General features: G+C 63.7%; 18 protein-coding genes. 10 read left to right on the plus strand and 8 right to left on the minus strand.

What is annotated here, in order from left to right:
- The 4 genes from ACN9M3_RS26580 to ACN9M3_RS26595 form a co-directional block, all read right to left on the minus strand.
- Entirely contained in the window at positions 1–1,584 is a 1,584-nt protein-coding gene (locus ACN9M3_RS26580) for an alpha/beta hydrolase family protein (protein ID WP_426319128.1), read from the minus strand.
- A 65-nt stretch (positions 1,585–1,649) separates the two neighbouring features.
- On the minus strand, positions 1,650–2,048 hold the full coding sequence (locus ACN9M3_RS26585) for a methylglyoxal synthase (protein ID WP_426319129.1): 399 nt from the start codon (positions 2,046–2,048) through the stop codon (positions 1,650–1,652).
- Entirely contained in the window at positions 2,045–2,968 is a 924-nt protein-coding gene (locus ACN9M3_RS26590) for a DMT family transporter (protein WP_426319130.1), read from the minus strand. Before ACN9M3_RS26590 ends, ACN9M3_RS26585 begins: the two co-directional genes overlap by 4 nt.
- A 157-nt stretch (positions 2,969–3,125) precedes the next feature.
- Entirely contained in the window at positions 3,126–5,621 is a 2,496-nt protein-coding gene (locus tag ACN9M3_RS26595) for an alkaline phosphatase D family protein (RefSeq protein WP_426319131.1), read from the minus strand.
- Between the two features lie 197 nt (positions 5,622–5,818).
- Here ACN9M3_RS26595 and ACN9M3_RS26600 point away from each other — a divergent pair, with 197 nt between their 5' ends.
- From ACN9M3_RS26600 to rng, 8 genes are all read left to right on the plus strand, one after another.
- A complete protein-coding gene (locus ACN9M3_RS26600) occupies positions 5,819–6,544 on the plus strand; it encodes a YebC/PmpR family DNA-binding transcriptional regulator (RefSeq protein WP_426319132.1) in 726 nt (241 codons plus the stop codon).
- A gap of 5 nt (positions 6,545–6,549) precedes the next feature.
- Positions 6,550–7,821 (plus strand): phosphoribosylamine--glycine ligase, encoded by a 1,272-nt coding sequence (purD, locus tag ACN9M3_RS26605; protein WP_426164464.1) that lies wholly within the window; start codon positions 6,550–6,552, stop codon positions 7,819–7,821.
- Between the two features lie 123 nt (positions 7,822–7,944).
- A complete protein-coding gene (gene hemF / locus ACN9M3_RS26610; protein ID WP_426319133.1) occupies positions 7,945–8,856 on the plus strand; it encodes an oxygen-dependent coproporphyrinogen oxidase in 912 nt (303 codons plus the stop codon).
- Positions 8,853–9,500, plus strand: a complete 648-nt coding sequence (locus tag ACN9M3_RS26615) for a nicotinate-nucleotide adenylyltransferase (RefSeq protein WP_426164468.1) — start codon at positions 8,853–8,855, stop codon at positions 9,498–9,500. Before hemF ends, ACN9M3_RS26615 begins: the two co-directional genes overlap by 4 nt.
- Before the next feature lie 3 nt (positions 9,501–9,503).
- A complete protein-coding gene (gene rsfS, locus ACN9M3_RS26620) occupies positions 9,504–10,211 on the plus strand; it encodes a ribosome silencing factor (RefSeq protein WP_426164470.1) in 708 nt (235 codons plus the stop codon).
- On the plus strand, positions 10,212–10,682 hold the full coding sequence (gene rlmH / locus ACN9M3_RS26625; protein ID WP_130310589.1) for a 23S rRNA (pseudouridine(1915)-N(3))-methyltransferase RlmH: 471 nt from the start codon (positions 10,212–10,214) through the stop codon (positions 10,680–10,682).
- 15 nt (positions 10,683–10,697) lie between these two features.
- Positions 10,698–11,318: a Maf family protein gene (locus tag ACN9M3_RS26630; RefSeq protein ID WP_426319134.1), complete on the plus strand. Its 621-nt coding sequence runs from the start codon at positions 10,698–10,700 to the stop codon at positions 11,316–11,318.
- Positions 11,318–12,784 (plus strand): ribonuclease G, encoded by a 1,467-nt coding sequence (gene rng, locus ACN9M3_RS26635; RefSeq protein WP_426319135.1) that lies wholly within the window; start codon positions 11,318–11,320, stop codon positions 12,782–12,784. The genes ACN9M3_RS26630 and rng overlap by 1 nt, the downstream gene beginning before the upstream one ends.
- A 16-nt stretch (positions 12,785–12,800) precedes the next feature.
- Here the strand turns inward: rng and ACN9M3_RS26640 are convergent, their stop codons facing one another.
- The 3 genes from ACN9M3_RS26640 to ACN9M3_RS26650 are packed head-to-tail and all read right to left on the minus strand — an operon-like array spanning position 12,801 to position 15,560.
- A complete protein-coding gene (locus ACN9M3_RS26640; RefSeq protein ID WP_426319136.1) occupies positions 12,801–13,559 on the minus strand; it encodes a hypothetical protein in 759 nt (252 codons plus the stop codon).
- A gap of 54 nt (positions 13,560–13,613) precedes the next feature.
- Positions 13,614–14,297, minus strand: a complete 684-nt coding sequence (locus ACN9M3_RS26645; RefSeq protein WP_426319137.1) for an alpha/beta fold hydrolase — start codon at positions 14,295–14,297, stop codon at positions 13,614–13,616.
- 51 nt (positions 14,298–14,348) lie between these two features.
- Complete coding sequence (locus ACN9M3_RS26650) at positions 14,349–15,560, minus strand: YncE family protein (RefSeq protein ID WP_426319138.1); 1,212 nt, start codon at positions 15,558–15,560, stop codon at positions 14,349–14,351.
- A 28-nt stretch (positions 15,561–15,588) separates the two neighbouring features.
- On the opposite strand from ACN9M3_RS26650, the gene ACN9M3_RS26655 reads away from it, so the two are divergent.
- Both ACN9M3_RS26655 and ACN9M3_RS26660 read left to right on the plus strand, forming a co-directional pair.
- Entirely contained in the window at positions 15,589–15,939 is a 351-nt protein-coding gene (locus tag ACN9M3_RS26655; RefSeq protein WP_426164484.1) for a hypothetical protein, read from the plus strand.
- A complete protein-coding gene (locus tag ACN9M3_RS26660; protein WP_426319139.1) occupies positions 15,936–17,273 on the plus strand; it encodes a hypothetical protein in 1,338 nt (445 codons plus the stop codon). The genes ACN9M3_RS26655 and ACN9M3_RS26660 overlap by 4 nt, the downstream gene beginning before the upstream one ends.
- On the opposite strand, the gene waaF is transcribed toward ACN9M3_RS26660, so the two are convergent.
- Entirely contained in the window at positions 17,263–18,282 is a 1,020-nt protein-coding gene (gene waaF, locus ACN9M3_RS26665; protein WP_426319140.1) for a lipopolysaccharide heptosyltransferase II, read from the minus strand. The genes ACN9M3_RS26660 and waaF overlap by 11 nt on opposite strands.
- Positions 18,283–18,315 lie beyond the last annotated feature (33 nt).

The following is an 18,315-nucleotide window of genomic DNA, read 5'->3' on the forward strand; positions in this document are numbered from 1 at the left end:
CTAGTGTGTGATAAAGCCGCGCTCGCGCAGCCATTGCGTCATGCGCGGATAGTGTTCGCGCGCCCAGTGCGTGGAATTGATATATGCGCTGCCCCCATCGAGATCCGTTTCCCACAAGCCGTGCGCGGCGCGCGGCAGCATCCAGACCTGGTGGTCCTTGTGGCCGCTCGCATCCAGCGTCTGCCGGAACAATTCCGCACTCTTATGCACGGGAACGAAGGCGTCCTTCTCGCCGAGGATGTACACCACGGGCGCCTCCAGTTTCTTCAGGTCCGGCAGCGGATCGTAGCTGTAAAAGGCCGTGCTGGTCTCGCTCGGTTTCTCCTTCAAGGTATCCGGCACAATTTCGACCTGGTTGGCCCAGCGCGCATTCTCGCCGACGCGCGCCGCGGCCAGCAATTCGGCCCTATTCGCGCCGCGGCTGGTCACCCAGCGCATCAGCTTTTCCTGGTAGGCGGCGCCGGCCCTCACTTCGTCTTCGCTGAAGCCTTGCGCACGCAGCGAGTTCTCGATGCGGTACACCTCCTGCTCGGCAGGCGGCACGGCCGACGCGGCTTGGGCAATCACGAAGGCGACCTTTTGCGAACGTACCGCCGCCAGCGGCGCCAGCCAGCCGCCCTGGCTGTGGCCCCAGGTGCCGATCGCGCCGGCCTTGATGTCGCTGCGCTTGCCGAGCAGCTCGATACCTGCGATGGCATCGTCGGCCAACTGCTCCATGGTGGCCTTGTTGAACTCACCGGTGGATTTTCCGACGCCGCGCTTGTCGTACATCAGCGCGGCCATGCCGTGGGCCGCGAAGTAATAGGCTTGCAGCGCATAGGCGCCGCGCGGGGCGGGGCTCGACATCTGCGTCAGCACGATGGCCGGGAACGGCCCCTTCCCTTCCGGCAGCACCAGCGTGCCGGACAGGGTGACGTCGCCATTCCTGAACGTGACTTCTTCCGAACGGAATTGCAGGCGCCGGCCGGCCTCTTTCTTGCCGGCCTGCTGCCAGGTCATCTTGCCGCCATCGAAGCGCATCGTGGTTTCGCGCACCGCGGGATTCAGGTTGCCGGCGCCGGCGTAATACACGTTCTCGCTTTCGGCGAACATGGAAGCGTAGCGGCCCGTGCTCATATCGGTGTAGAACATTTGCGGGAAGTCGCCCCATTCCGACAGCACGACGATGCGCTTGCCAGGGAATTCGTAGGCGCCCAGCAGCGGCTGGTGACGGGCTGGATCATCGGCCAGGGTGCGGCGGAAAGCAAATTGGCCCTCCTTCCCGTTCAGGCTCACTTTGCCGGCCAGCAGGTCGCCTTGCAGCTTCCCGTCAAACTGCAGCACGCCGTCCGGGCCGGGTAGGTTGAAGCGCACCTGCCTATCCTGCTGCGCGACGGCGTCCAGCGGCAGGCCTTTTTTCTCAAAGGCGGGCATGTCGACAGTGGCTTTGCCATCCGCGCCAAAGTGCGGCCGCAGGAAATTGAAATCATTGCCGACGCCGTAGGTGCCGACCCAATGGCCGGCCAGCGCAGGCGTTGCGGCATGCGCAGCGAACGTGGCCGATGCGGCAGCAATGGCGGCGATCGCGCCAAGGATGGATTTCATGCAGGCTCTCCTCTATCTTGTAATGAGGGCGCTACATTGCCAGCGCGCGCGGCGCCGGCCAAGAATCATGCGACAGGCTGCGATTTTGCGGCATCAGCCTGCAGTTGCGACAGCACCAGGTGGGCGCTTGCCAAATTGGTAGCGCAAGCAACGTTGTGCACGTCGCAGGCGCGCACCAGTGCATTGATATCCGGCTCGTGCGGCTGTGGCGTCATCGGGTCGCGCAGGAAGATGATGGCGTCGATATGGCCATCTACCAGCAGGGAGCCGATCTGCAGGTCGCCGCCCAGCGGGCCGGAGTGCTTGCGCTCCACGGTCAGGCCCACTTCTGCAATCAGGCGGCCGCCCGTGGTACCGGTCGCGCACAGCTTGCAGGTGCGCAGGAAGGCAGCGTACTCGCGGGCCAGCGCGATCATGTCGTCTTTTTTCTTGTCGTGGGCAATCAGGGCAATGCGGGGCATCATTTCTCTTTACCTTTCACTTTCGACAGCAGATAGATACCGGCCAGCACCAGGACCGTTCCCGCCAGTTGCCAGCTGGTGACGGGTTCGGACAGGATGACGGCGCCAAAGAACAGGGTGGAGACAGGACCGATCATGCCCGCCAGCGAAGCCGGGCCGGCGCCAATGCGCTGCACGGCGACCATGGTCATAAATACCGGCATCACCGTGCACAGGATGCCGTTCACCAGCGACAGGCCGTACACCTCCATCGGCTGCACCAGCAGTCCAGCAGGCCGCAGGATAAAAAACTGGCCGATGCAGGCGGCGCTCGACACGCACATGGCATACGACACCAGGCGCAGCGAGCCAAGGCGCTTGACCATTTCGCCGGACCCCAGCAGGTACAGCGCGTAGGCCAGCGCGGAACCCAGCACCAGCAGCGAACCCAGGGCTACGTTGCTGCCGCCATCGCGCAGGTCGTGGAAGAACACCAGCACAATGCCGGCGTAGGCAGTCAGCAGCGAGAGCCACTGGCTGCGGCCGATGTGCTTCTTCAGCCATAAGGCGGAGCCCAGCAGCACGAAGGTCGGCGTCAGGAACAGGATCAGCCGCTCCAGCCCGACGGTAATGAACTGCAGTCCGAGGAAATCGAGATAGGATGACAGGTAGTAGCCGACCAGGCCCAGGCCGATCAGGCGCCAGGCATCGGCGCGGCTCAAAGGCGGATCGGTGCGCATCTTCCACAGCGCGATGGCGGCGAAGACAGGCAGCGAGAACAGCATGCGGAAGGCGATCACCGTGACCGCGTCGAGGTGGTAGCGGTACAGCAGCTTGGCCACGATGGCCTTGGTGGAAAACAGGACGGCGCCGCCGATAGCAATCGCCAGCCCTCCCAGGTAGGCGGCGCGTTTGCCCTGCGGTTCCGATGTGGCTATTTCCATGCCACCATTGTAGCGGCAAGCCGCCAGGCTTGCTGGCGGCCCGTTAAAACCGGCAAGTCAGTGCCTGACCCGCAGGGTCAGGCACTGGTCTGCGGCCGCCGCATGCCGGGTGCCCGACCCTGCGGGCCGGGCACCGTTGTGCCGGTTTTGACGGCGTTTAAGACACGACTACGGCCGCCTGGCCAGCGGTGACGGTGGCGGTCGTGACCTTGGCGATCACGGTCGCGGGCGCATTGCCGCCAACCAGTTTGTTCACCTGCTTGAACTGGGCCACCAGCGAGCCCGGGGTCAGGGTCACCACAGTAAAGCCCTGCGCATCGGTGTTCACGTGACGCAGCCATGGGTTGCTGTTCAGACTGGACAGCTGCTGCGCCAGGCCGACCAGGGTGGCGAAGTTGGAGTCGGCCTTGATAGCCGACAGCACGGCATCCATGGTGGCGTCCAGGACGGTCTCCGGCACGCCTTTCGCGCCAAGCGCGCCGCGCAACTGGATCATCAGCGAAGTCGCCAGGGAATCGGCGGTCGGCGACACCTTGCCCATCGTGTAGTCCAGCAGGTTGACGTTCAGCGCGATGGTGCCGACGTTCGGCACCGGCACGGACAGCGGCAGGGACACCAGCGTGCCCAGGCTGCCAAGGCTCGCCGAAGCTTCGCGCAGGTAGGTGAAGAAGGAATCGGAGCTGACGCCGGCCGATACCAGGTCCACCATCACCGGCGTGCCGCCGCCCGCCGCGTCGTAATCGTCATTCACTGTGCCGGCGAAGAAGGAATGGATGTCGCCGGTCAGCGCCACCACGTTGCCGATGCCGTTGGTCTTCAGGTGCGCCATCAGGTTCTTGCGTTCGGCGTTATAGCCGTCCCACTGGTCGCAGTTGATCAGGAACTTGCGGAAATAAGGCGCCAGCGCGGCGGCCTGGCCCGATGCAAGCACAAACACCGATGCTGCGCCCTTGGCCTGCACATCCGGCTTGATGTAGCCGATCGCGATGCCTTGCGCGGCTGCGGTAGCCTGGGCAACAGCGTTGCCGCCCGACTTGGCTGAGTTTTCCGCCTGGCCGAATGCCAGCACCGCCACGCTGGCCTGGGTCGAGTTCAGCCCGGCGCCGACGGCAGCCGTCAGGCGCGCGCTGGTGTCGCCGCCTCCGGCGGCGGAAGTGGCGATCGCAGTCGCGGCCGCAGCAGCCACGGAAACCGAAGCGCCGGCGGTCATGGCGCCGACAATCGCGCTGGCAACCGGCACATTGCCGCCGGTTGAGGTTGCAGCCGTGGTGCCGATGTCGGTGGCCAGCTTGGCAACCGCCTGCAGCGCCACCAGGGTGGCGATGGCGTCAGTGCCGCTCAGGCCCATGCGCAGCAGCGACACTTCGTTGCCCCACAGTTTCCAGGTCGAGGTGGAAGCCTTCATGGTGTTCTTCCACCAGTCGCGCTGGGCGGCGCCCAGCATGCTGATGGCGGCCAATGGATCGGAGCCGCCCACGGCAGCCACTTTCTGCGCTTCGGCGGCGCTGTACAGGTCCTGCGCCACCAGGTAGCGCGCGCCGATGCTGCCCAGCGGCTGGCCTGTGGCCGGATTGGCCATCTGCTCCGGCACCACGTGGTCGGCGCGATACAGGCGCTCGTCGGTCATCACCAGTTGCATCAATTTACCGAACTGGAAATCACGGTAGATCCTGATGTTCTGGAAGCCGGTGGCCGCACTGTCCAGCGTGACGTCGGCCGGCATGAACTCGAACCAGGCCTGGTTTGCGCTGCGGCGGCGGTTGGTGTCGTGCTTTTCGCCTTCCGAATAGGTCTGGGTATCGCCCCAGGAATCGTCGCTGAACTCGTGGTCATCCCAGATCGCGATGAAGGCGAAGCGCTCGTGCACGGCCTGCAGGCGGGTGTCGGTACGGTATTTCTTGTACAGGTAGCGGTAGTCGGCCAGGGTGGTCGCGTATTTCGCGCCCGAGCTGCCATTCTTGAAAGTACCGTCCGGCAGGGTCAGTGCGCCATGGCGGGATTCGACCGAGCCAACCTGGAAAGCCTCGCCCACGGTCTCGTAAATGTAGTCGCCAAGGTGGACGATGAAGTCCAGTTTTTCATTTTTGGCAATATGATCCAGGGCGCCCCAGTGGTTGATGCTCCAGTCCTGGCAGGTCAGGTAGGCAAACTGCAGCTGCGACACGCTGGCGTCGGCCGCCGGCGCGGTCTTGAAGCGGGCCACGTTGGAACGCACGTCGCCTGCGCTGAACTGGTAAAAGTAAACGGTATTCGGCTGCAGGCCGGTGACCTTGTGGCGGATCGTATTATCGAAATCGGCATTCAGTTCAATCTGGGCATCGACCACCATCGTGCCTTCGAGCGCCTTGTTGCCGCCCAGGGATGCCGTATTGTCAGCCGCGGAGACCTGCACGCGCACCGTTACGCCGCTCCTGACGGTGACGGTGGCCACGTCGTCGAGGGAGGTAGGCACCACGCGGGTCCACAGCATGATGCTGTCAGCGCGCGGGTCGCCGGAGGCTATGCTTTGCGGAAACTTCCAGTTGGCGCCGGTCGCGGGCGGCAAGCCGGGTGCCGGCGGGGTGTAATCGCTGCCGCCGCAGCCCACCAGGCCGCTGGTGGCAGCCGATACAGTAATGAAGCCGCCCAATTTGATAAATTGCCGACGATCCATAAGTCTCCTTCAATATAAAAGTTGTTGTTTTACGATGGTAACTTTACAAGCCGATGAAATGCCCTCGAGGAAAGCTACTAAACATGCCTGCAAGGGGTGCCTTGGCACTTTTGGTCGCGCCGGCGCGACAAATTCATAGAGGTACCGGTATGCTAGAATGTCGCCCTCGATTGCATACCGTCTAAGGAAGATTGAACATGGCTGGACACAGCAAATGGGCCAATATTAAGCATAAAAAGGCTGCAACGGACGCGAAACGCGGCAAAATCTGGACGCGTCTGATCAAGGAAATCACGGTGGCTGCACGCATGGGCGGCGGCGACCTGAACTCCAATCCGCGCCTGCGCCTGGCAGTCGACAAGGCCGCTGACGCCAATATGCCGAAGGACAACGTGAACCGCGCCATTACGCGCGGCACCGGCGGCGGCGACGGCGCCAACTATGAAGAAGTGCGCTATGAAGGCTACGGCATCGGCGGCGCAGCCATCATTGTGGACTGCATGACCGACAACCGCGTGCGTACCGTGGCTGAAGTGCGCCATGCCTTCAACAAATACGGCGGCAATATGGGTACCGAAGGTTCCGTGGCGTTCATGTTCCAGCACACCGGCCAGTTCCTGTTCGCCCCGGGCACCGATGAAGCCAAGCTGATGGACGCCGCGCTGGAAGCCGGCGCCGAAGACGTGGTGACCGACGAAGAAGGCGGCATCGAAGTGCTGTGCGGCCCGCACGATTTCGCCGGCGTGAAGGATGCGCTGGAAGCGGCTGGCTTCAAGGCCGAAGTGGCGGAAGTGATCATGAAGCCTGCCACCGAGACCGTATTCACCGGTGAAGACGCAGCCAGGATGCAAAAGCTGCTGGATGCACTGGAAAACCTGGACGACGTCCAGGAAATCTATACCAACGCTGTCATCGAAGAATAATCCTTATGAAGATCCTGGTAGTCGGCTCGGGTGGCCGTGAACACGCTTTGGCTTGGAAACTGGCGCAGTCGGAACGCGTACAGATGGTCTATGTTGCGCCTGGCAACGGCGGCACCGCGCGCGATGTGCGCCTGGAAAACGTGCCGATCACCGACCTGAACGCGCTGGCCGATTTCGTCGAGCAAGAGCACATCGGCCTGACCGTGGTCGGCCCGGAAGTGCCGCTGGCTGCCGGCATCGTCAACCTGTTCCGCGCGCGCGGCCTGAAAATCTTTGGCCCGACCAAAGAGGCTGCGCAGCTCGAGTCGTCCAAGGATTTCGCCAAGGCCTTCATGAAGCGCCACGGCATCCCGACCGCCGAATACGAAACCTTCGCCGACGCCAAGGCAGCCCACGCGTACGTGGATGCCAAGGGCGCGCCGATCGTCATCAAGGCCGACGGCCTGGCCGCCGGCAAGGGCGTGGTGGTTGCCATGACGCTGGAAGAAGCGCATGGCGCGGTCGACCACATGCTGTCCGATAACGCCTTCGGCGACGCTGGCGCGCGCATCGTGATCGAGGAATTCCTGGCCGGCGAAGAAGCATCCTTCATCGTCATGTGCGACGGCAAGAACGTACTGCCGCTGGCCACCTCGCAAGACCACAAACGCCTGATGGACAACGACCAGGGCCCGAACACCGGCGGCATGGGCGCCTACTCCCCTGCCCCGATCGTGACCCCGGCCATGCATGCGCGCGTGATGCGCGAGATCATCATGCCTACCATCCAGGGCATGGCGAAAGACGGCATCCAGTTCACCGGCTTCCTGTACGCGGGCCTGATGATCGACGCCGCCGGCAACCCGAAAACGCTGGAATTCAACTGCCGCATGGGCGACCCGGAAACCCAGCCTATCATGACGCGCCTGAAGACCGACCTGCTGGGCGTGATGGAATACGCCGTCAACGGTAGCCTGGACCAGGTGGAACTGGAATGGGACCGCCGCACCGCCGTAGGCGTGGTGCTGGCAGCCGCCGGCTACCCTGACGCGCCGCGCAAGGGCGACCACATCCACGGCATTCCGGCTGAAACCCCGGATTCGGTCACTTTCCACGCTGGCACCACCGATGACACGGAGGGCAAGCTGATCACCTCCGGTGGCCGCGTGCTGTGCGTGGTGGGCCTGGGCGACAACGTGAAAATGGCGCAGAAGCAGGCTTACGAAGCGGTCGACAAGATCGGCTTCGAAGGCGTGCAGTTCCGCCGCGATATCGGCTGGCGGGGCTTGAAGCACTAAAACCAGTAAACCGGTGTCAGACCCACAGGGTCCGACACCAGCCGGCGACCGCCGCGTAACGGGGTGTCTGACCCTGCGGGTCAGACACTGGTTTACCGGTTTAAGGAAGAAAGCAAGAAGAAAATGACCGCCCCCAACCCACAAGAAGTCAAAGCCTGGCTCTTAGGCCTGCAAGACCGCATCATCTCCGCCCTGGAGGATGTGGACGGCAAGCCATTCCTGCGCGATGCGTGGGAACGCCCGGAAGGCGGCGGCGGTATCTCGCGCCTGGTCGAAGAAGGCAACGTCTTCGAGCGCGGCGGCTGCAACTTCAGCCACGTGACCGGCGCCAAGCTGCCGCCATCGGCCTCGGCGCACCGTCCGGAGCTGGGCGGCCAGCCATGGGAAGCCATGGGCGTCAGCCTGGTGCTGCACCCGCGCAATCCGTACGCGCCGACAGTGCACATGAACGTGCGCTTCTTCAGCACCAGCACCGCCGACGGCAAGCCGGTCTGGTGGTTCGGCGGCGGCATGGACCTGACGCCCTATTACGGCAACAGGGAAGACGCGAAGCACTTCCACGCCACCTGCCGCGATGCGCTGGCGCCATATGGCGAGAACCTGCACCCGAAATTCAAGAAATGGTGCGACGAGTATTTCTACCTGAAGCACCGCAAGGAAGCGCGCGGCGTGGGCGGCATCTTCTTCGATGACTTCAACGCCCTTGGCTTCGAGAAGAGTTTTGAAATGACCCGCAGCGTGGGCGACGCATTCCTGGCCGCCTACCTGCCGATCGTGAAAGCCCGCAAGGACACGCCCTACGGTGAACGCGAACGCGACTTCCAGGCCTACCGCCGCGGACGTTACGTCGAGTTCAACCTGGTGTTCGACCGCGGCACCCTGTTCGGCCTGCAGTCCGGCGGCCGCACGGAGGCGATCCTGATGTCGATGCCGCCGGTCGTCAAATGGCGCTACGACTGGCACCCGGAAGACGGCAGCCCCGAAGCGGCGCTGACCACCGACTTCCTGCCGCACCGCGACTGGCTGGCCGAGTGAAACGCTGCATCGCACTGCTGGGAGGCAGTTTCGATCCGGTGCACAACGGCCACGTCGCGCTTGGCAAGCAATTTGTCCAGCTGCTGAACGCCGATGCACTGCTCGTCATTCCGGCCCTGCCCTGGCAAAAGGGCGCGCTGGTGGCGACGCCGCAGCAGCGGGTGGACATGCTGACTTTGGCCTTCCAAGGCCTGCCCTGCCCCGTCACGATCGACTGGCAGGAACTGGCGCGCGGCAGCGCCACTTATACGATCGAAACGTTGCGGGCAATCCGCGCCGACGTAGGGCCCGATGTATCGCTGGCCTTCCTGATGGGCGCGGACCAGCTGCAGCGACTGAATACCTGGCACGAATGGCGCAACCTGTTCGACCTGGCCCACTTCTGCGTGGCGGCCAGGCCCGGCTTCGAGCTGGACGACGCCCACGTGCCGGCCGAGGTGGCAGCTGAATTCCAGCGCCGCCTGGCCACGCCGGATCAGGTCAGGAACACCCCGGCGGGCATGACCATGCTGGCGGCTGATTTAGCCGTCGACATCTCGGCCACTGCCATTCGTGCTGCATTACAACGTGGGGATGGGGCGAACTCGCTTCTGCCAGCGGTAGTGCTAGACTATATTGAACAACATAATTTGTATAAGAACTAAATAATGGATATCAAAAAACTGCAATCCATCGTCGTGGACGCCCTGGAAGACGTCAAGGGCCAGGAAATCGTCCTGTTCGACACCACCGGGCTGACCAGCCTCTTCGACCGCATCGCCATCGCTTCCGGTACTTCCAACCGCCAGACCAAGGCACTGGCTGCCTCGGTGCGCGACAAGGTGAAGGAAGCCGGCGGCGACGTGATCGGCATCGAGGGTGAAGACACCGGCGAATGGGTGCTGGTGGACCTGGGCGACATGATCGTCCACATCATGCAGGCGCCGATCCGCGCTTACTACCGCCTGGAAGAAATCTGGGGCGAAAAGCCGGTGAAACTGGGCGCCGCCAAGCGCAAGTCCACCGCCGAAGGCAAGGCTGCAGCGGAAAAAGAGGCTGCGCCGAAGAAATCCGGCCACCTGGCTGCCACCAAGGCTGCCAAAGCCGCCGAAGCCGTGGTCGAGAAGAAAGCAGCGGCCAAGAAGCCTGGCACCGTGAAGGCAACCGCCGCTGCCGGCGCCGTGGCCAAGAAAGCCGCCGCCAAAAAGGCCGCGCCGAAGGTCGTCGCGCCGGAAGGCAAGAAAGTGAAGGTCGCTTCGACCAAGACCGCCGAGGCATCCGCCAAGGCCGCCAAGGAAAAGAAAGCCGCCGCTGCAGCCGCAACGCCGGTCAAGACCGTCATCAAGCGCCTGAAGAAGGCTGCTGCGGCTGAGTAAGTGCAGCTGATCATCGCTGCGGTCGGCCATAAGATGCCGGCCTGGATCGAAAGCGGCTTCACCGAATACGTGAAGCGCATGCCGCCGGAACTGCGCATCGTGCTGAAAGAGATCAAGCCCGTCGAGCGTTCCGGCAGCAAGACGGCAGCCACCGCCATGGCCCTGGAAAGGGAGCGTATCGAGGCGGCCCTGCCGAAATCGGTGCGCATCATCGCCCTCGATGAGCGTGGCAAGGACCTGACCAGCGTGGGCCTGTCCCAGCAGCTGGAAGCCTGGCAGCAGGATGGCCGCGATACGGCCTTCCTGATCGGCGGCGCCGACGGCCTCGATCCGGGGCTGAAGGCGAAGGCGGAAGGCATGATTCGCCTGTCCAGCCTGACCCTCCCGCATGGCATGGTACGCGTCATGCTGGCCGAACAGTTGTACAGGGCGTGGACAATAACGCAAAACCACCCTTATCATCGTGTCTAAACCCTAAGGCATACGATGAAACTGGCCGAAAAAAAGATCTACCTGGCTTCCAAGAGTCCTCGCCGGCGCGAATTGCTGCGCCAGATCGGCGTGGACTTTGAGTTGCTCCTGCTGCGTAATGACGGCCCGCGCGGGCCGGATGTCAGCGAAGACGTCCATGCCGGCGAAGAGCCGCTGGCCTATGTCGGCCGCGTGGCCCAGGAAAAGGCCGATTTCGCCTGGGACATGATCCAGCGCCGGCGCCTGATCCTGCGCCCCATCCTGGCTGCCGACACCACCGTCACCATCGACGGCGAAATCCTCGGCAAACCAGCCAATGTGCGCGAAGCCACCGACATGCTGCACAAGCTGTCGGGCCGCACCCACCAGGTCTTGACCTCGGTGGCCGTGCATTCGCAAGATTTTTCAGGCCATATCACCCAGGTCTCCGACGTCCGCTTCGGCAAGCTGACCGAGGCCGAGATCAAGACTTACTGCGCCACCACCGAGCCTTACGACAAGGCCGGCGGCTATGGCATCCAGGGCCTGGCCTCCCTGTTCGTTGAACACATCGAAGGCAGCCACTCCGGCATCATGGGCCTGCCGCTGTACGAAACGGCGCAACTGTTGCGCCAGGCAGGATTGAAACTCCCCTGATGAACGAAGATATCCTCATTAATATCACCCCCCAGGAAACCCGCGTCGCCCTCATCGTGCAGGGCGCCGTGCAGGAACTGCATATCGAGCGCACCCTGACGCGCGGCCTGGCGGGCAATGTCTATTCCGGCAAAGTGGTGCGGGTGCTGCCCGGCATGCAGTCGGCCTTCATCGACATCGGCCTGGAACGTGCCGCCTTCCTGCACGTGGCCGACATCTGGGAAGCCCGCCCGCATGACGGCGCCCAGAACGCGACCCCGACCCCGATCGAGAAACTGCTGTTCGACGGCCAGGTGCTGACCGTGCAGGTGATCAAGGATCCGATCGGCACCAAGGGCGCACGGCTGTCGACCCAGATCTCCATCGCAGGCCGCATGCTGGTCTACCTGCCCCAGGACGGCCATATCGGCATCTCGCAGAAGATCGAAAAAGAGTCCGACCGCGAAGCGCTGCGCGCGCGCATGCAAGGCCTGCTGCCGGAAGACGAAAAAGGCGGCTACATCGTGCGCACCCAGGCCGAAGACGCCTCGGACAGCGACCTGCAGGCCGACATCGAATACCTGCGCAAGACCTGGGGCGCGATCTGCCATGGCGCGCGCACCCGCCCGCCGACCTCCCTGCTGCACCAGGACTTGAGCCTGGCCCAGCGCGTGTTGCGCGACTTCGTGCATGACGAGACGGCCACCATCCAGGTCGATTCGCGCGAAAACTTCCTGTCGCTGACGGAGTTCGGCCGCGTCTACACGCCGTCGGTCCTGTCGCGTTTGCAGCACTACACCGGCGAGCGCCCGCTGTTCGACCTGTACGGTGTGGAAGAAGAAATCCACCGTGCCCTGGGCCGCCGCGTCGACCTGAAGTCCGGCGGCTACCTGATCGTCGACCAGACCGAGGCCATGACGACCATCGACGTCAACACCGGCGGCTTCGTCGGCGGCCGCAATTTTGCCGACACCATCTTCAAGACCAACCTGGAAGCGGCGCACGCCATCGCGCGCCAACTGCGCCTGCGCAACCTGGGCGGCATCATCATCCTCGACTTCATCGACATGGAGAACAACGAGCACCGCAACGCCGTGCTCGCGGAGCTGAAGAAGGCCCTGGCGCGCGACCGAACCAAGGTGTCGGTGTCCGGCTTCTCCGCGCTGGGACTGGTGGAGATGACGCGCAAGCGCACGCGCGAATCGCTGGCCCACATCCTGTGCGAGCCCTGCCCCGCCTGCGAAGGCAAAGGCCAGGTCAAGACCTCGCGCACCATCTGCTACGAAATCCTGCGCGAACTGCTGCGCGAAGCCAAGCAGTTCAACCCGCGCGAATTCCGCATCCTCGCCTCGCAGGAAGTAGTCGACCTGTTCCTGGAAGAAGAATCGCAGCATCTGGCGATGCTGGGCGACTTCATTGGCAAGAAGATTTCGCTGCAGGTCGAGACCAGCTACCATCAGGAGCAGTACGACGTTATCCTGATGTGACGAAGACTTACGCCAATTACTTCTCGACTGCCGGCGGCGATGCGGTGACTCTGCCAACACTGAAGTAGCCGTTGAAGCGGCGGTCTTTATCCTCGAAGCCGATGCGTTTGGCCGGCGTGGCGCCGTCCGGTTCATTGCCGTCGAGCGGATTGGCATCGCAATACGGCGCGCAAGCCCATGCCTCGCCCCCAGTGTAGCGCGCGTTCAAGCTGAGAACGTTGTTTGACCTGGCCTGAACATATTGGCCGAATGGGACCGAAGTAAAGCTGTCGCCCTTCCCAGCCGCCAGCTGTGCATGGGTTCCTCCTACCAAGACCAGGTTGTATCCGTTTTCCAGCCGATGCCGCAGGAAATTTTCGCCCATTGCGGCGTTGCTGTCTGCAACTCCCCTTCCCGGTACAAAACCGACCACCGGTACACCTTTCAGCGCGCGGTGCAGTTCCAGCATGGCCAGGCTGGTTCGCCCATCATGCACCCGCCAGCGCGGTGATGACAACAAAGCCGCTTCGTCGATTTCGCCACGCAGGTACTTTGCCGTATGTTCGGTGTCTGCGGCATCAAGCTCCAGGAACACCTTGACCGTCTCTCCGCGGTCGAGGAACTCACGGACGCAGGCGGAGAAGAATGCTGGAATCTCGTTCGTGCCATGGATCTCGCCAAAAATGACAGTCCCCGCCTGCGGCAGGCGCTGTTTCAACGCTGCATGGCAGCTTGCCTGCGCCACCGACGCAAACATCATCCCCACCGCCAGCGCTCCGCTCATCAAGGTACGCATACCTAGCCTCCTGTGAAAGTTGGCGGAGTATAGCGTTAATACTAAGGAAATTTTCTATTGAAAAATCACGGTGATGGCGGTTGCCAGCGACTGCGGCTGCTCGAGCGGAATCAGGTGGCCTGCGTGGGGGATTGTCGCCAGCTTTGCGCCAGGGATGCCCTCGGCCAGTTCGCGCGCTTCTTCGGGCCTGCGCAACTGGTCTCCGGCTGCCGCGACAACCAGGGTCGGACATTGGATGTCGGACAGGCAGGCTGTATCGGCGTCGCGCACAATCAGCGACTGGCGCACGAAGACCTCGCGGCCCAGGCGTTCGCCCATCGCGCGCACCCGCGCCACCAGCGCTTCGTTGGCAACATTGTCGCGATGCAGCGATTGCGCGATGGCGGCGCGGCCCAGTCCACGGAAAGGGCCGAGCGGCGTGGCGCGCGCGGCCCTGGTACGCTGTTCGACCTGCAGCGGCAGATCAGCCCGGCTGGAAGTGGCGACCAGCGCCAGCGCCTGCACGCGGCCGGGCGCGAGACGGACGATTTCGCGCGCGACATATCCGCCCATCGAGAAACCGAGCAAGGTGAATCGCGACGGGCACTTCGCCAGCACGGCCTGCGCCATGGAAGCAATGGAATCGCCTTCGGCCAGGCTGGCGAAATGCAGCGGGAGTTCAGGAGGCAGGAACGGCAGCATGCCATCCCATAAGGCGTCGTCCAGCATATAGCCGGGAATCAGGACCAGCGGTGTCATGCCGCGAGTATACCCCCGGTGCCGGCAGCTGGCACGGCACCGAGGGCAAGTTCAATGTCCCATCATCTCATTCCACTGCGGCAGCAGCACAATGCTGTTCGGGTTCAAGCCGGCGTTCTTCAGCGTGTCCATGCTGGTGACGACGGTGCCGGACTGCAGGTCAACCACGGTGACCGAACCATCGCTCATGCCCGGCAGGTTGAGCAAGGCATTCTGCACGAAGGCGTATTTGCCGTCCTTGGTAAAGGCCACGTGGTGCGCGCCTTCCGCTGCGGGGATGGACTTGAGCAGCTTTGGCTCGCCGGCCTTGGCTGAAATGTCGAAGACGTGCAGTTGGCCCGGCTTCGCGCTGGTTACGTACATGCGCGTGGCGGCCTTGTTGAAGTAGATCTCAAGCGGTACGCCTGCCTTGGCCTCGGCAAAGTCGTACACCTGCGCCACTTCGAAGTCCTTCTTGTCCTTGTTCCAGCTTGCGGTCCACAGCGTGCCGCCATACATATTGGTGATGTAGGCCACGGCGGGTTTTGCATTCGGCACGAACAGGACTTCGACCGGCGCTTCGCCTGCGGGTGAAGCTTTCCTCGATACCTTGTAGGTGCCCAGCACCTTGCCGGTGCTGGCTTCCACCGCGCTGATCACTTCCCCCGGGTCGCTCAGGTCGGAGGCGCGCACGGTCGACGTGAGCAGGATGCGGTCTGCCGCACCGGAAACGGCCAGCCCATGCGGATATGGCGCCGCCACCTTGATGGTGGAAAGCACCTTGTCGCTATGGGCGTCGCCCACCACCATGGCCTGGCTGCCCATGCAGCTCACATACCAGCGCTTGTGGTCGGGTGAGAAGGCGATATCCTCGCCCACGCTGCAGTCGGGAATGCTGACGGTGGTCATGGCATAGTCCTTCGACTTCATGTCCATCACGCGCAGCTCGGTCTTGCCCAGCGCCGTGATGTAGGCCTTGCTCATGTCGTGGTTGTAGAAGATGTGGTGCGCCACCAGGTCGGCCGGCAGCGGGATGTCCTTGACGATCTTGCCGAAGGCCTTGGAGTTGGGATCGACATCGACAATCGCGATGCCCTCCTTGCGTGACGCCGGCGCCACGGGATTCTTGAGCGCCTTGAGCGACTCGGCGGACTTGCTTTCATAATTCATCATCGCCAGGATTTCGGCGCTGGCCAGGGCGGGGATGCCCAGGGCGACCGCGAGGGGAAGCAGGAAACGGATACGCATGGTCCACTCCTTCTTGTGCAGGGTCAGTCGTTGCATATTACGCCTGCTGGACTAGAATCTCCATATGCGCCTGCCCCGCCAATACTGGCTGTTTGCAACGCTAACGCTGTTGGCAGGGACGCCTGTGTGGTCCGCGCAACAAAGTGCCAGCTTCGAAGTCAGGCAGCAGCGCATTGCCAATCCGGCACCCACCGTGCGCGTGCCGCAGGGCGATACGCTGGTGCTCGAATTACGCAGCGATACAGCGCTCGACCTGCACCTGCATGGCTATGACCGGATGTTGTCGCTCAAGCCCGGCATCCCGGGGCGCCTGCAGCTGCAGGCACAAGCCGCGGGCCGCTTTCCCCTTGCGGCGCATGGCAAGGGGCACCACCACGCGCCGGCGCTGCTTTACGTGGAAGTCATTCCCAGATGAAGCGCTGGCTGCTGGCAGCCATTCCCCTGCCTGCGCTGGCGCACGGATTCGGCCAGCGCTTCGACCTGCCGCTGCCCTTGTGGATGTTCATGGCAGGCGCCGCGGCCACTGTCGCTGTCACCTTCCTCTTGCTGGCGCGCCAGCGCAATATGCAGCCACGCCCCGTTGGGCAAGCTTTCATTTTGCTTCGAAAAGTGCCCCTGGCTGGCGCGCTCGCGACCAGCCTGCGGCTGGCGGTGCTGGCACTGTACCTTCTCGTGCTGTGCGCCGGGTTTGTCGGCACGCAGAACCCCTTTAAGAATATCGCGCCCGCCATGGTCTGGGCCATTTGGTGGGTCGGCATGGCCTTCGTATCGGCCTTGCTGGGCGACCTGTGGGCGCTGGTCAATCCGCTCGATACCCTTTACCGCTGGGTGCTGGGCGACCGGCCCGGCAAGCTGGCCTGGCCCCAGTGGGCAGGCGTGTGGCCGGCCGCCCTGCTGTTCCTCGCGTTCGTGAACATGGAATTGAACTGGGAGGGCAGCGAGCAGCCGGCCAGCCTGGCGGCCGCCATGCTGGCTTATTCCTGCCTTTCCTGGCTGGGCATGTTCGTATTCGGGCGACGCACATGGCTGGCGCATGGCGAGGTGTTTGCTGTGGTCTTCGGCTTGCTGGCGCGCTTTGCACCGAACCAGGTGCAGGACGGCCGCTGGCAACTGCGGCCTTTCGGCGCCGGACTACTGCTCGGCGCGCCGCTGGGCTGGTCGCATATCGTGCTGGTGATGCTGATGCTGGCCTCTGTCAGTTTTGATGGCCTGCTGGAGACCCAACTGTGGCTGGATTTGCAAGCCGCCCTGCCATGGCCGCCCGTCCTGCTGCGCGCCGCCACGCTAGGTCTCTTGCCGGCCTTGTTCCTGCTGGCCTATCTTGCCGTATGCCGTGCCATCGCCTGGTGCGGCGGCGGCGCTTCGCTGGCCACGACCGCCGGCTGGTACGTGCTGACGCTGGTGCCGATCGCAATCGCCTACCATTTCGCCCACTACCTGTCCTTCCTGGCGATGGCGGGGCAATACCTGATCCCCCTCGCTTCCGATCCGCTCAACCTGGGGTGGGACCTGTTCGGCACGCGCTTCTACTTCATCCGGCTAGGCATCGTGGATGCGCGCATGGTCTGGTACGTGTCGCTGTTCGCCATCGTGGCGGGGCACGTGGCGGCGGTCTGGCTGGGGCACCAGACTGCCTTGCGCCAGTTCGGCACACGCGCCAGCCGCAGTCAGTTGCCGATGCTGGCGCTGATGGTGTCTTACACCTTGCTGAGCCTCTGGATCATCGCCCAGCCGGTGGTCAACGGCTGAGCATTGGCTCCAGCGTTTGCCACACTTGGCCAGAACTGATGCCGTGCATGCAGTTTTGATGGCCGAGCGGGCATTCGCGCTGGCGGCATGGCGAGCATTCCAGTCGCAGCGAGATCGAGGCGGCCAGGTCGGAGAATGGCGGCGCGTGATCGGGATCGGTCGGGCCGTAGATGGCGATCACTGGCCGGTTCAGCGCGGAGGCCACATGCAGCAGCCCGGAGTCGTTGCTGACCACAGCCGCAGAACGTGCGATCAAGGCCACTGCATCGGACAGGCTGGTCTTGCCGGCCAGGCTGACCAGGCCGGCAGGGGCGCCGGCTGCAGCAATGACGTCGTCGCAAGTCGGGCCATCCTTGGGCGAACCGAGGAGCGCAACCTGGGCTTGCGGGTCGCGCGCCAGGATATGCTGCGCCAGCTGGCCGAAATGCGCGGGCGGCCAGCGCTTGGCGCCCCCGAACTCGGCGCCGGGTGCAAACACCACCAGCGGTCGCGCCGGGTCCAGGCCGACCTTGGCGCAGGCAGCGGCCATTTGCTCGCTGCTGGCGGCCATGCGCGGCTTGGGCATGCCGCTGCGCAGCGGCGCTCCCGGCGCGTCGGCCAGGGCGGCGTAGAACGGCACCATCGGCCTCGGCGGCGTGTCGTCATGGTGCATCACGTTGATCAAGCCATAACGGCTTTCTCCCTTGTAGCCGACGCGGCGCGGAATGCCGGCCAGCCAGGGGATCAGGGCGTACTTCAGGGTATTGGGCAGGATATAGGCGTCAGCGTAGCCGCGCTGGCGCAGCAGGCGCGCATAGCGCCAGCGCTCCTTCAACTGCAGTGCGCCATGGCGGAACGGCGTTTCCAGCACTTCGGCCACTTCCGGCATCTGGCGCCAGACCGGCGACACGGCCGGCGGCGCCAGCACGTCGATCGGGCGCTCCGGGTGCAGCGCTTTCAGGCGCTGCAGCAGCGGCTGCGCCATCACGGCATCGCCGATCCAGTTGGGAGAAATCACCAGGGTCCTCACCGGCAGGCCTCCTGTCCGGCGCAATTCGAATCG

This window comes from Pseudoduganella sp. R-43, from assembly GCF_049913255.1.
In the GTDB taxonomy this organism is placed as follows: Bacteria; Pseudomonadota; Gammaproteobacteria; order Burkholderiales; family Burkholderiaceae_D; genus Rugamonas.

Excerpts from the sequence above, each read along its gene's own strand:
- ACN9M3_RS26585 (WP_426319129.1), bottom strand. The coding sequence starts at position 2,048 with ATGATGCCCCGCATTGCCCTGATTGCCCACGACAAGAAAAAAGACGAC.
- ACN9M3_RS26630 (WP_426319134.1), top strand. The coding sequence starts at position 10,698 with ATGAAACTGGCCGAAAAAAAGATCTACCTGGCTTCCAAGAGTCCTCGC.
- ACN9M3_RS26580 (WP_426319128.1), bottom strand. The coding sequence starts at position 1,584 with ATGAAATCCATCCTTGGCGCGATCGCCGCCATTGCTGCCGCATCGGCC.
- ACN9M3_RS26600 (WP_426319132.1), top strand. The coding sequence starts at position 5,819 with ATGGCTGGACACAGCAAATGGGCCAATATTAAGCATAAAAAGGCTGCA.
- purD (WP_426164464.1), top strand. The coding sequence starts at position 6,550 with ATGAAGATCCTGGTAGTCGGCTCGGGTGGCCGTGAACACGCTTTGGCT.
- ACN9M3_RS26655 (WP_426164484.1), top strand. The coding sequence starts at position 15,589 with ATGCGCCTGCCCCGCCAATACTGGCTGTTTGCAACGCTAACGCTGTTG.
- rsfS (WP_426164470.1), top strand. The coding sequence starts at position 9,504 with ATGGATATCAAAAAACTGCAATCCATCGTCGTGGACGCCCTGGAAGAC.
- ACN9M3_RS26650 (WP_426319138.1), bottom strand. The coding sequence starts at position 15,560 with ATGCAACGACTGACCCTGCACAAGAAGGAGTGGACCATGCGTATCCGT.
- ACN9M3_RS26645 (WP_426319137.1), bottom strand. The coding sequence starts at position 14,297 with ATGACACCGCTGGTCCTGATTCCCGGCTATATGCTGGACGACGCCTTA.
- ACN9M3_RS26640 (WP_426319136.1), bottom strand. The coding sequence starts at position 13,559 with ATGCGTACCTTGATGAGCGGAGCGCTGGCGGTGGGGATGATGTTTGCG.
- hemF (WP_426319133.1), top strand. The coding sequence starts at position 7,945 with ATGACCGCCCCCAACCCACAAGAAGTCAAAGCCTGGCTCTTAGGCCTG.
- ACN9M3_RS26590 (WP_426319130.1), bottom strand. The coding sequence starts at position 2,968 with ATGGAAATAGCCACATCGGAACCGCAGGGCAAACGCGCCGCCTACCTG.
- ACN9M3_RS26595 (WP_426319131.1), bottom strand. The coding sequence starts at position 5,621 with ATGGATCGTCGGCAATTTATCAAATTGGGCGGCTTCATTACTGTATCG.
- rng (WP_426319135.1), top strand. The coding sequence starts at position 11,318 with ATGAACGAAGATATCCTCATTAATATCACCCCCCAGGAAACCCGCGTC.
- ACN9M3_RS26660 (WP_426319139.1), top strand. The coding sequence starts at position 15,936 with ATGAAGCGCTGGCTGCTGGCAGCCATTCCCCTGCCTGCGCTGGCGCAC.